This window comes from Sphingobium sp., assembly GCF_035511395.1.
Lineage (GTDB): Bacteria > Pseudomonadota > Alphaproteobacteria > Sphingomonadales > Sphingomonadaceae > Sphingobium.
Genome location: NZ_DATKFP010000092.1, coordinates 22,972 through 34,128, shown reverse-complemented (window position 1 = coordinate 34,128; position 11,157 = coordinate 22,972). Strand labels below are relative to the sequence as shown.

Here is an 11,157-nt window from a genome sequence, read left to right as displayed (position 1 = left end):
TCAGGCGAGCCGCAGCGGCATCGACCTGGTCGTCGAGAAATGGGACGAGCAGACGTCGGTCCAGTCGGTTGTCGATCATCTGCTGCGCGGCCGGATCGACGGCGTGGTCCTGCCGCCGCCGCTCTGCGACCTGGAGGAGATGGTGGAGGCGCTCGCCGCCGCCAACATTCCCGCCGTCGTCGTGGCGACCGGCAAGCCGCCTTCCGATGTCTCTGCGGTGCGCATCGACGACCGGCAGGCCGCCTATGAAATGACGCGCCACCTGATCGCGCTCGGCCATGCGCGCATCGGCTTCATCAAGGGCAACCCCAATCAGACGGCCAGCGCCAAGCGATTCGAGGGCTATGTCGAGGCGTTGCAGGAAGCCGGCATAAAGATCGAGGACGAACTGATCGCACAGGGCTTCTTCACCTACCGGTCAGGGCTGGACGCGGCCGAGCATATCCTGTCGCTGATCGATCCGCCGACGGCGATCTTCGCGAGCAATGACGACATGGCCGCCGCGACCGTGGCGATCGCGCACCGCAACGGGCTTGACGTGCCGGGCGACCTGACTGTCTGCGGCTTCGACGACAGTTCGCTGGCGACGACGATCTGGCCGGAACTGACCACCATTCGCCAGCCGATCAGCGACATGTCGCGCGCGGCGGTGGAGGTGCTGGTGCGACGGCTGAAGGGCCGCAAGGGACAGAAGGTGGAAGGCGCCGAGCATCTGGTGCTCGACCATGCGCTGATCCGGCGGCAATCGGACGCCGCGCCGCGGATGCGGCCGCGGCTGGGCGGGCGGTAAAGATACTCCCGTTCGCTTCGAGCGTGTCGAGAAACGTTTCTCGACTTCGCTCGAAACGAACGGCGATGGATTTATGCCTCGACGAACACGCGATTGAAGATCGTGTCGACCTGGCGGAAGTGATAATCGAGGTTGAACTTGTCCTCGATTTCCTGCGCGCTGAGCGCAGCGGCGACATCTTCGTCGGCCTTGAGCAGTTCCATCAGCGACAGCTGGCCGTCCGATTCCCACACCTTCATGGCGTTGCGCTGGACATAACGATAGCTGTCCTCGCGGCTGACGCCCGCCTGGGTCAGCGCCAGCAGAACGCGCTGCGAGTGGACGAGGCCGCCCATCTTGTCGAGATTTTTCATCATCCGCTCGGGATAGACGAGCAGCTTGTCGATCACGCCGGTCATGCGACCGAGCGCGAAGTCGAGGGTGATGGTCGCATCGGGACCGATGTAACGTTCGACCGACGAGTGCGAGATGTCGCGCTCATGCCACAGCGCCACATTCTCCATCGCGGGCATGGCATAGCTGCGCACCATGCGGGCAAGACCGGTGAGGTTTTCGGTCAGCACCGGGTTGCGCTTGTGCGGCATGGCCGACGAACCCTTCTGACCAGGCGAGAAATATTCCTCGGCTTCGAGGACTTCGGTGCGCTGGAGGTGACGGACCTCGACGGCGAGGCGCTCGATCGACGAGGCGATGACGCCCAGCGTCGCGAAGAACATCGCATGGCGGTCGCGCGGGATGACCTGCGTCGACACCGGCTCGATGGCGAGGCCCAGCTTCTCAGCGACATGTTCTTCCACGCGCGGGTCGATGTTGGCGAAGGTGCCGACCGCGCCCGAAATGGCGCAGGTGGCGACTTCCTCGCGGGCCGCAATCAGGCGGGTCTTGCAGCGGCTGAACTCGGCATAGGCTTCGGCCATCTTGAGGCCGAACGTCACCGGTTCGGCATGGATGCCGTGGCTGCGGCCGATGGTCGGCGTCAGCTTATGTTCGAAGGCGCGACGCTTGATGACTTCGAGCAGCTTGTCGAGGTCTTCGATAAGAATGTCGGCGGCGCGGGCCAGCTGCACGGCAAGACAGGTGTCCAGAACGTCGCTCGACGTCATGCCCTGATGCATGAAGCGCGCTTCGTCACCGACCTGTTCGGCAACCCAGGTCAGGAAAGCGATGACGTCATGCTTGGTGACGGCCTCGATCGCGTCGATCGCGGGTACGTCAATGGCGGGGTTGGTCGCCCACCAGTCCCACAGCGCCTTGGCGGCGGACGGCGGGACGACGCCCAGTTCGCCCAGCTTCTCGGTCGCATGCGCCTCGATCTCGAACCAGATCCTGAACCGGGCTTCCGGTTCCCAGAGGGCGGTCATTTGCGGGCGGGCGTAGCGGGGGACCATGGGCGAATCCTGCGGCTGGAGGGTGAATGTTGCCGCGCGCCTAGCAGCCCCGGACCGACCTAGCAAATGTCACAAGCCATGACCTTGCTTTGCTTCCATTTTTCGCAACTGCGAGAAGCGAAAAAGATGAATCGACCCAATTCACAAGACGAATGACACGCGATGAACGGATATTCAGGAACAAGAAATGCGTTTCGACCATTATATTTGCACTTATTCACGTATCGGATGAACGGCATCTGCCTCCGATTACGGTCGCACAACAGGAGATCGAAATGATCCGCGCCTTTTTTCTCACGACGGCTCTGGCAGTCGCTGCGCCCGCCATGGCGCAGCAGGCGACCAGCTCCGACCAGGGCATGACGCCGTCCACAACGCAACCTGCGCAGCCCACTGCTCCGGCAGCCCCGGCGCAGCCGCAGACGGCCCCGGCGCAACCTGCCGCTCCCGCCAATCCTGCAACCAGCGTCGCGTCCATCGTCGACAGCGAATTTCCGGCCTATGATGCCAATGGCGATGGCCAGCTCGACAAGGCGGAATTTTCGCGCTGGATGGTCGCACTCAAAGATCAGGAGATGAAAGCCACTGGCACGACCCTGCCGGCCGAACAGGTTACGGCTTGGGCTGACGGCGCCTTCACCAGCGCGGACTCGGACAAGAGCACGACGATCAGCAAGCCTGAGCTGATCAGTTATCTGAGCGGTGGCGCCGGATAAATATTACCTTCCCCGCCTGTCACGAAGGGCGGAAAAAGAACCCGCAACGGGTCGCATGATGGGGCGGTATGGAGCGAAGGCCATGCCGCCCCTTTTTTATACGCAAATTGGATAGCCGGTCATCCAGGGGGCAGTCGCAGGTAGAATGGCCTGCGCTACATCGGGACATTCTGCACCTATTGGCCTGAGCTGGTCCAAGAGCCATCCTTTCCCGAAGGAAAGAGAGCGGGGGTCGGCCAGCCCAACCCGAACGGCTCCATTCAGCTTCTGGGCTTCACCCCTTCTTTCGCGCGTACAGCAATGCAGCGACGATCGCGGCCGATCCGATACCCACAGCGGTGCCCATCCAAACGCCCTTCCCGGCGGACTTGCGCGCGGCGCTGGCCAAATCTGTCTTTTCAGCTGCGGAGGTTGCGGGAGCGGCGGTTGCGCCGGTTGCCGGCGCGCTGTCTTCGGTCTTGCTCATGGTGCTTTCAGCTGTGCCCCAAAGCGACGCTTCGGAAAAGATCGCACCGCGCCTTGCACTACGACTTTTCGCTTACGCGCCTTTTGCGCAACACCCCCTTGACTCCGTAGTCGGTTCCATGTTGGTAGCGCTATCAATTAACAACCATCCGTTTTAGGAGTTGATGATGCCGGGCGATATCTCCCTGCTCGATTGCCTGCCCGCCGACTGGCGCAGCGGCGCGTTTCTTGGCCGCGTGCAGACTGCGGCCGGCCCCAGCCCGATCCTCGTCGTCGACGGCCAGGCCCATGACATGAGCCACGTCGCGCCCACCGTTTCGCAACTTGTGGAAAAGCTGCCGCTTTCAGCCTCGGCCGGCAAAGCGCTCGGCCCGCTCGAAACGCTCGGCCTAGCGTTGCTCAGTCCGGTCGACCTGCAATGCGTCAAGGCGTGCGGCGTGACCTTCGCCCTGTCCGCGCTGGAGCGCGTGATCGAGGAGCGAGCGCGTGGCGACGCCAGCGCTGCTGCGGAGATTCGCGGCCGTCTGGAGGAACGCGTCGGCGGGTCGATCCGTGCCGTCGTGCCTGGCACCGAGGAAGCGGCCGCGCTCAAGGCCGCGCTGATCGAGGACGGCCTCTGGTCGCAATATCTGGAAGTCGCGATCGGTCCCGACGCCGAGGTCTTTACCAAGTCCCCGGTCCTCTCCACCGTGGGTCTGGGCGCGGAGATCGGTATCCGGTCCGATTCCACCTGGAACAATCCGGAGCCTGAAGTCGTGCTGGTGGTCAATGCCGCTGGGACCGCTATCGGCGCCACGCTGGGCAATGACGTCAATCTGCGCGATTTCGAGGGGCGATCGGCCCTGCTGCTCGGCAAGGCGAAAGACAATAATGCATCCTGCTCGCTTGGCCCGCTCATCCGCCTGTTCGACGCCGACTTCACCATCGACGATGTCCGCAACGCCGAAGTCGGACTGACCATCGACGGGCCGGAAGGCTATCGCCTCGAAGGCACAAGCAGCATGAACCAGATCAGCCGCGATCCGCTGGAACTGGTACGCCAGACCCTGTCGGAACATCAATATCCCGACGGCTTCACCCTGTTCCTGGGCACGCTCTTCGCCCCGGTGCAGGACCGTGACGAACCGGGTCGCGGCTTTACCCACAAGGTCGGCGACGTGGTGGCCATCTCGACCCCGCGCCTCGGCAAGCTGGTGAACAAGGTGGTGACGTCGAAAGACGCCGCACCCTGGACCTGGGGCCTGACCGCCCTGATGACCAACCTCGCGACGCGCGGCCTGCTGACCGCGCAGGAGAAGAAAACCGCATGAGCCGTGCCATCTATCCCAGCCTGAAGGGCAAACGGGTTTTCATTTCCGGCGGCGGTAGCGGCATCGGTGAAGGACTGGTCGAGGCGTTCGTCGGCCAGGGCGCGCATGTCGCCTTCTGCGACATCGCGGTGGCGGAGAGCGAGGCGCTGGTCGCGCGTCATTCCGACGCAGCCTTCACGCCGATCTTCCATGCCGTCGACCTGCGCGACATCGATGCGGTGCAGGCGATGATGGCGAAGGTGGAAGCGGAACTTGGCGGGATCGACATCCTGATCAACAATGCCGCCAATGACGATCGCCACACGATCGCGGAGGTAACGCCTGCCTATTGGGAAGAGCGGATGGCGGTGAACCTGCGCCATCTCTTCTTTGCGGCACAAGCGGTGGTTCCGGCGATGAAGCGTGCGGGCGGCGGTGTGATCCTGAACTTCGGGTCGATCAGCTGGCACCTCGCCCTTCCCGAACTGGTACTCTACCAGACGTCGAAGGCCGCAATCGAGGGGCTGACGCGCAGCCTCGCCCGCGATCTGGGTCGCGACAATATCCGCGTCAACACCATCATTCCCGGCAATGTGAAGACGCTGCGCCAGGAAAAATGGTACACGCCCGAAGGCGAGGCGGAGATCGTCGCGGCGCAGTGCCTGGACGGCCGCATCCTGCCGCAGGACGTGGCCGCGCTGGCGATGTTCCTGGCGTCGGACGATGCGCGGTACTGCACCGCCCATGACTATTTTATCGATGCCGGCTGGCGCTGATATGGTGGGCGCCGATCCGCAGAGCGTGCTGTCGGTCGGCGCGACGCTGGGCGAAGGACCGGTGTGGGTGGCGCGCGATGCCGCTCTCTGGTTCGTCGATATCAAGGGGCATCGCGTCCACCGCTACGACCCGGCGCTCGACGTCGGCCGTAGCTGGGCGGCGCCGGGACAGGTCGGCTGGATCCTGCCGACCGCCGACGGCCTGTTCGCGGTCGGGCTGCAATCGGGCGTGCATCGCTTCGATCCGGCCCTGGATCTGGCGGAGGGGGCAAACTTCGGGCTGGTCCACGCCCCCGAAGCGCATATGCCCGGCAACCGCCAGAATGACGCCTGTGTCGCGCCCGACGGCGCACTGTGGTTCGGATCGATGGACGATGCGGAGGCGGCCGACAGCGGCTATTTCTACCGCTTTCATGATGGGCAATGCGTCGAGACGGGCCTGCCAGCAGTGTCGATCACCAATGGTCCCGCCTTCTCGCCCGATGGCCGCATTCTGTACCACACCGACACGCTGGGCAGGCGCATTTGGCGCACCGATGTGATGGATGACGGATCGGTGGGCAACACGACCCTGTTCACCCGGATCGAGGAAGGCGCGGGCTATCCCGACGGGCCGACGGTCGATGCCGAGGGATGCTTGTGGACCGGCCTGTTCGGCGGCTGGGCAGTGCGCCGCTACGACCCGGCGGGCAAGCTGATGCGCGAAATCCGTTTCCCGGTGGCGAACATCACCAAGATCGCCTTTGGCGGCGAAGACCTGCGTACCGCCTATGCGACGACGGCGCGCAAGGGACTGGATATGACAGCGTTGACAGAACAACCCCTGGCAGGCGATCTGTTCGCCTTCGATCCCGGTGTCGCGGGGCTGCCGGGTCATGTCGCAACGATATAAGAGAGCTGGAAGGAACGAGAATATGACAGAGGGGAGCGCCGAGAGGGTCAATATGGCCTTCATCGCCGCGATCGTCGCCGTGGCGACGATCGGCGGATTCATGTTCGGCTATGATTCGGGCGTCATCAACGGCACGCAGAAGGGGCTGGAAAGCGCCTTCGACCTCGGCAAGCTAGGCATCGGCGTCAATGTCGGCGCGATTCTGGTCGGCTCTTCGATCGGCGCTTTCGGCGCAGGCCGCATGGCCGACATCATCGGCCGACGCGGCGTGATGATGCTGGCCGCCATCCTGTTCCTCGTCAGCGCACTGGCCGCAGGCGCTGCCGGTTCCTCCGCCATCTTCATCATCGCCCGTATCATCGGCGGCCTTGGCGTCGGCGCGGCAAGCGTCATCTCCCCCGTCTACATCTCCGAAGTCACCCCCGCCGCCGTGCGCGGGCGGCTGTCGTCGGTGCAGCAGGTTATGATCATCTCCGGCCTGACCGGCGCCTTTGTCGCGAACTTCGTGCTGGCCCGCTATGCCGGTGGCTCCACCGCGCCGCTCTGGCTCGACTTCCCCGCCTGGCGCTGGATGTTCTGGTTGCAGGCGATCCCGGCCGCCATCTATTTCCTCGCCTTGCTCGTCATCCCCGAAAGCCCCCGCTATCTCGTCGCGCGGGGTCAGGAAGAACGTGCTCATGCGGTGCTGACCCGGCTGTTCGGCGCTGACACGGCGACACGCAAGGTCGCCGAAATCCGCGCCAGCCTGGCCGCCGACCATCATCGCCCGAAGCTGTCCGACCTGATCGACAAGGCCAGCGGCAAGGTGCGTCCGATCGTCTGGACCGGCATCGGCCTCGCCGTCTTCCAGCAGCTGGTGGGCATCAACGTCGTCTTCTATTATGGCGCGACCCTGTGGGAAGCCGTGGGCTTTGCCGAGGATTATGCGCTTCAGATCAACATCATCTCCGGCGTCCTCTCGATCGGCGCCTGTCTCGCCACCATCGCACTGGTCGACCGGATCGGCCGCAAGCCGCTGCTTCTGATCGGTTCGGCGGGCATGGCGGTGACGCTGGCGACCGTCGCCTATGCCTTTTCCACCGCCGTCACCGGCGCGGACGGGGCCGTGACCCTGCCCGGCAATAATGGCGTTATCGCGCTGGTCGCGGCCAATCTCTACGTGATCTTCTTCAACATGAGCTGGGGTCCGATCATGTGGGTCATGCTGGGCGAGATGTTCCCGAACCAGATCCGCGGATCCGGTCTGGCCGTCGCCGGCTTCGCCCAGTGGATCGCCAACGCGGTCGTTTCGGTCAGCTTCCCCTCGCTCGTGACCTGGCCGGGCCTTGCCACCGCCTATGTCGGCTATGCGCTGTTCGCGCTCATCTCCTTCTTCTTCGTGCGTGCCATGGTCCATGAGACCAAGGGCCGCGAGCTTGAGGACATGGTCGGCTGAGCAAGGACGTCATCATGCTGCGAGCGGGAGGGCTGGAAGCGGCCCTCTCGCCCGCTGTCGGCGGTTCGCTGCTGCATCTGGCGCTGGATGGCGTCGACCTGATGCGGCGCGCGCCCGATGGCGCGGACGATCCGCTCGCCATGGCCAGCTTTCCGCTCGCCCCCTATGCCAATCGCATCGCGAACGGGCGTTTCGTGGTTGATGGGGAGGATTATCAGCTTCCGCTCAATTTCGGCGACCATCCGCACAGCATCCATGGCTTTGGCTGGCAGACCAACTGGACAGCGAAAGCGACAACCGCATCGTCGGTGTTGCTGGCGCATGAGCATGGTGGCAATGCCGGCTGGCCGTGGCTCTATCGCGCCGAGCAGCAGGTGACGCTGACCGCATCGGCATTGTCCATGTCGCTGTCGGTGGAGAATGTCGGCGATCGCCCGATGCCGGTGGGGCTGGGTTTCCATCCCTATTTCGCGGCGGACACGGGAACGACGCTGCGTTTCGATGCCCGTGGCCTCTGGCTGTCCACGCCGGACATGCTGCCAGATCGCGAGGCGCCGGCCGACAGGCTAGGCGACTGGTCGCGCCCGGCCAGGGTGCAGGGCGATTATCTGGTCGACAATGCCTATACCGGCTGGGCTGGCCCTGCGATCGTCGAGCGCGGCGACGGCCTGCGCCTGATGTTGAGCGCCACTGGCGCGGACTGGCTGCATGTCTATCGCCCACCCGGCGAAGCCTATTTCTGCCTGGAACCGGTCAGCCACATGCCCGATGCGATCAATCGCGGCGGCATGGCCATGATCGCGCCGGGCGAGACGGCACGGCTTTCGATGACCGTCGCGGTCGAGAAAATCGACACGCCCCTTCCCTGATCGCGGGGAACCGAATAGGGCGCTGCACGATCCGGATAGTCCGGAATCGTCAGCGCCATTTCCGGTTTTGCGCATTTTCCGACCCGGCGGGTGTTTCCACCCGACGCGAAAATGCTCTAAGCTGCCGTAAACCAGCAGCAGCGAGGGTATCAGCCTATGCAATTTTTGCGGACAGCATTCTGGGTCGTCATCGCCGTCGGCTTGGCCTTTTTCTGCATGGCCAATTATGTGCCCGTGACCGTCCGTCTGTGGGGCGATCTGGTGATGGAAACCAAGCTGCCCGTTCTGCTGATCGGCGCCTTCCTGCTGGGCGCCCTGCCCTTCTGGGTCATGGCGCGCGCGACGCGCTGGCGCATGAAGCGCCGGCTCGACAGCACCGAGCGGGCGCTGGTGGCGGCAACCGCAGCCGCTGCGCCGCCGCCCTCACCCGCCTTTTCGGATGCGCCGGCCGTTGCGGCCATTCCGGACTCCCCCGCCCCATCTTCCAGCTTCACAGGACCAGCATGAGCAGCCCCATCTACGTCGCCATCGATACGCCCGACCTTGCCAAGGCGCAGACGCTTGCCGGGCAGGTGCGGCATCATGTCGGCGGGCTGAAGCTGGGCCTCGAATTCTTCTGCGCCAACGGCCATCATGGCGTGCATGAGATGATGAAGTTCGGCCTGCCCATCTTCCTCGACCTCAAGTTGCACGACATTCCCAATACGGTAGCGAAGGCGGTGCAGGCGCTACATGTGCTTGAGCCGGCGGTGCTGACCGTCCATGCGGCGGGCGGCCGTGCCATGCTGGAGGATGCGAAAGCGGCGGCTGGCATCAACACCAAGGTCGTGGCCGTCACCGTGCTGACCAGCCTCGACAATGGCGACCTGCTCGACATCGGCGTCGGCGGCAAGGCGGAGGACCAGGTTCGCCGCCTCGCCGACCTGGCGCAGAGCGCGGGCCTGGACGGGATCGTCTGTTCGGGCGAGGAAGTCGCGATCGCCAAGGCGGCCTGGAATGACGGCTATTTCGTGGTGCCGGGCGTGCGCCCAGCCGGCGGAGCGCTCGGCGACCAGAAGCGCGCGGTGACACCGCGTGAAGCGCTGGACCGGGGTGCGTCCATGCTGGTAATCGGGCGGCCGATCAGCCAGGCGGAAAGCCCGGACATGGCCGCGCGCGAGATCGAAGCGACGCTTTAACTTCCATCCCCATTGGATTGTCGGCGATCGGCGCGGTGCAAGCGTCGGTCGACTGGCCTGCCCCCTTCACGGAGACGATGATGACGCCCTTCCGCTTGTCGCTTGTTGCCTTGGGTTTTGCCCTGTCGGTTCCGGCGGAGGCCGCCACCGAAAGCAAGGCGGATTGCGCGGCGGACATGGTATGCGCCGCCAATCCCCAATCGATCGTCGCCGCGCTGCAAAAGGCCGGCTATACCGCCGAGCTGACCAAGGACAGCCTGGGCGATCCGATGATCAACAGCGCGGCGGCGGGCTATACATTTTCGGTCCTGTTCTACGACTGCACCGACCATCTGAAATGCGAATCCCTTCAGCTTCAGGCCTCCTTCGACCCGAACGAGAAGGTGACGACAGACTATGTAAATAAGTGGAATACCGGGAAACGCTTCGTTCGTGCCGCCGTCAACGACAAGCATGAAATGGACCTGCGTTACGACGTCGCCACGATCGGCGGACTGAACTCGGTCAATTTCCGTGACGTGCTCGACTGGTGGACCTCGCTGCTGGGCGACTATTCCAATTTCGCCGGACAAAATCTCGACTGATTTCTTCAGGGAGGCTGGCCGGCTCAGCCTTCATCCTGATAAGCGGGCAACCCCAATCCGCGCCAGATAGCCATGGCGCGCAAGGCAAAGCCCAGCAGCGCGGCCACCACCCCTGCCACCGGCACATCCAGCCCGATCCAGCGCAGCGCCACGAACAACCCGGACGCGAACGCTGCGGCCGTAACATAGAGCTCCGGCCGCAACAGGATCGACGGCTCGCCCGCCAGCAGGTCGCGCATGATGCCGCCGACGCAGCCGGTGACGACGCCCATCATCCCCGCGACGAAGGGGGGAACGCCGAAGCTCATTGCCTTGGCCGCACCGAACACGGCAAAGGCGGCCAGCCCGATCGCATCGAGCCAATCGAGCGCGCGATCGCTCCACCAGCGGCGCGGGGTGAACCAGACGAGCAGCGCCGCGCCCATGCAGGCGATCGCCGGCACCGCGTCCACCACCCAGAAGACCGGCGCGCCGATCAGCAGGTCGCGTACCGTGCCACCGCCCACCCCGGTCAGCAGCGCGAAGAAGGCGAAGGTGACGAGCGTCTGCCGTAGCCGCGCCGCTGCCAGCGCGCCCGAAGCGGCGAAGACGAAGGTGCCCACGATGCTCAATGTTTCGAGCACCGGACCGATCGAGGTGGCGAGAGAGGGCGTGGGTGGGAGCATGGCCATATCCCTAGCCGTTCGCTTGGAGCAAAGTCGAGCGGATGGAGCCGCGCTTTCCTATTAGCTTCACTGAATTGAGCTTTGCCTAGTTGCTCGACACGCTCGAGACG

13 protein-coding genes are annotated in these 11,157 nt (G+C 64.4%); 10 read left to right on the top strand and 3 right to left on the bottom strand.

The window, feature by feature from the left end; translation table 11 throughout:
• Positions 1 to 790: substrate-binding domain-containing protein (locus VMR39_RS05640; RefSeq protein WP_325415020.1), on the top strand; the 790-nt coding region annotated here is incomplete at its 5' end.
• 71 nt (positions 791 to 861) lie between these two features.
• Here VMR39_RS05640 and purB read toward each other — a convergent pair.
• Positions 862 to 2,178, bottom strand: coding sequence for an adenylosuccinate lyase (purB, locus tag VMR39_RS05635; RefSeq protein WP_325415019.1), 1,317 nt, complete (start codon positions 2,176 to 2,178; stop codon positions 862 to 864).
• 275 nt (positions 2,179 to 2,453) lie between these two features.
• Here purB and VMR39_RS05630 point away from each other — a divergent pair, with 275 nt between their 5' ends.
• Positions 2,454 to 2,894 carry an EF-hand domain-containing protein gene (locus VMR39_RS05630; RefSeq protein WP_325415018.1) on the top strand — a complete coding sequence of 147 codons (441 nt, stop codon included), beginning with the start codon at positions 2,454 to 2,456 and terminating at the stop codon, positions 2,892 to 2,894.
• Between the two features lie 274 nt (positions 2,895 to 3,168).
• Here VMR39_RS05630 and VMR39_RS05625 read toward each other — a convergent pair whose 3' ends face one another.
• The gene (locus VMR39_RS05625; protein ID WP_325415017.1) at positions 3,169 to 3,360 is read right to left on the bottom strand and encodes a hypothetical protein; all 192 of its coding nucleotides are present in this window, start codon (positions 3,358 to 3,360) and stop codon (positions 3,169 to 3,171) included.
• Positions 3,361 to 3,526: 166 nt separating this feature from the next.
• On the opposite strand from VMR39_RS05625, the gene VMR39_RS05620 reads away from it, so the two are divergent.
• The 8 genes from VMR39_RS05620 to VMR39_RS05585 all read left to right on the top strand — a co-directional run bounded on the left by VMR39_RS05620 (position 3,527) and on the right by VMR39_RS05585 (position 10,382).
• Entirely contained in the window at positions 3,527 to 4,669 is a 1,143-nt protein-coding gene (locus tag VMR39_RS05620; protein WP_325415016.1) for a fumarylacetoacetate hydrolase family protein, read from the top strand.
• Positions 4,666 to 5,424 (top strand): SDR family oxidoreductase, encoded by a 759-nt coding sequence (locus VMR39_RS05615; protein WP_325415015.1) that lies wholly within the window; start codon positions 4,666 to 4,668, stop codon positions 5,422 to 5,424. Before VMR39_RS05620 ends, VMR39_RS05615 begins: the two co-directional genes overlap by 4 nt.
• 1 nt (position 5,425) lies before the next feature.
• Positions 5,426 to 6,316, top strand: coding sequence for an SMP-30/gluconolactonase/LRE family protein (locus VMR39_RS05610; protein WP_325415014.1), 891 nt, complete (start codon positions 5,426 to 5,428; stop codon positions 6,314 to 6,316).
• 22 nt (positions 6,317 to 6,338) lie between these two features.
• Complete coding sequence (locus VMR39_RS05605) at positions 6,339 to 7,751, top strand: sugar porter family MFS transporter (protein ID WP_325415013.1); 1,413 nt, start codon at positions 6,339 to 6,341, stop codon at positions 7,749 to 7,751.
• 14 nt (positions 7,752 to 7,765) lie between these two features.
• The gene (locus tag VMR39_RS05600) at positions 7,766 to 8,620 is read left to right on the top strand and encodes an aldose 1-epimerase (protein ID WP_325415012.1); all 855 of its coding nucleotides are present in this window, start codon (positions 7,766 to 7,768) and stop codon (positions 8,618 to 8,620) included.
• Between the two features lie 156 nt (positions 8,621 to 8,776).
• Entirely contained in the window at positions 8,777 to 9,127 is a 351-nt protein-coding gene (locus tag VMR39_RS05595) for a LapA family protein (protein WP_325415011.1), read from the top strand.
• Positions 9,124 to 9,798 (top strand): orotidine-5'-phosphate decarboxylase, encoded by a 675-nt coding sequence (gene pyrF / locus VMR39_RS05590; RefSeq protein ID WP_325415010.1) that lies wholly within the window; start codon positions 9,124 to 9,126, stop codon positions 9,796 to 9,798. The genes VMR39_RS05595 and pyrF overlap by 4 nt, the downstream gene beginning before the upstream one ends.
• A gap of 80 nt (positions 9,799 to 9,878) precedes the next feature.
• Positions 9,879 to 10,382, top strand: coding sequence for a YbjN domain-containing protein (locus VMR39_RS05585; RefSeq protein ID WP_325415009.1), 504 nt, complete (start codon positions 9,879 to 9,881; stop codon positions 10,380 to 10,382).
• A 23-nt stretch (positions 10,383 to 10,405) separates the two neighbouring features.
• Here the strand turns inward: VMR39_RS05585 and VMR39_RS05580 are convergent, their stop codons facing one another.
• On the bottom strand, positions 10,406 to 11,047 hold the full coding sequence (locus VMR39_RS05580) for a trimeric intracellular cation channel family protein (RefSeq protein ID WP_325415008.1): 642 nt from the start codon (positions 11,045 to 11,047) through the stop codon (positions 10,406 to 10,408).
• Between the last annotated feature and the right edge of the window lie 110 nt (positions 11,048 to 11,157).

Excerpts from the sequence above, each read along its gene's own strand:
- purB (WP_325415019.1), bottom strand. The coding sequence starts at position 2,178 with ATGGTCCCCCGCTACGCCCGCCCGCAAATGACCGCCCTCTGGGAACCG.
- VMR39_RS05630 (WP_325415018.1), top strand. The coding sequence starts at position 2,454 with ATGATCCGCGCCTTTTTTCTCACGACGGCTCTGGCAGTCGCTGCGCCC.
- VMR39_RS05625 (WP_325415017.1), bottom strand. The coding sequence starts at position 3,360 with ATGAGCAAGACCGAAGACAGCGCGCCGGCAACCGGCGCAACCGCCGCT.
- VMR39_RS05620 (WP_325415016.1), top strand. The coding sequence starts at position 3,527 with ATGCCGGGCGATATCTCCCTGCTCGATTGCCTGCCCGCCGACTGGCGC.
- VMR39_RS05615 (WP_325415015.1), top strand. The coding sequence starts at position 4,666 with ATGAGCCGTGCCATCTATCCCAGCCTGAAGGGCAAACGGGTTTTCATT.
- VMR39_RS05610 (WP_325415014.1), top strand. The coding sequence starts at position 5,426 with ATGGTGGGCGCCGATCCGCAGAGCGTGCTGTCGGTCGGCGCGACGCTG.
- VMR39_RS05605 (WP_325415013.1), top strand. The coding sequence starts at position 6,339 with ATGACAGAGGGGAGCGCCGAGAGGGTCAATATGGCCTTCATCGCCGCG.
- VMR39_RS05600 (WP_325415012.1), top strand. The coding sequence starts at position 7,766 with ATGCTGCGAGCGGGAGGGCTGGAAGCGGCCCTCTCGCCCGCTGTCGGC.
- VMR39_RS05595 (WP_325415011.1), top strand. The coding sequence starts at position 8,777 with ATGCAATTTTTGCGGACAGCATTCTGGGTCGTCATCGCCGTCGGCTTG.
- pyrF (WP_325415010.1), top strand. The coding sequence starts at position 9,124 with ATGAGCAGCCCCATCTACGTCGCCATCGATACGCCCGACCTTGCCAAG.
- VMR39_RS05585 (WP_325415009.1), top strand. The coding sequence starts at position 9,879 with ATGACGCCCTTCCGCTTGTCGCTTGTTGCCTTGGGTTTTGCCCTGTCG.
- VMR39_RS05580 (WP_325415008.1), bottom strand. The coding sequence starts at position 11,047 with ATGCTCCCACCCACGCCCTCTCTCGCCACCTCGATCGGTCCGGTGCTC.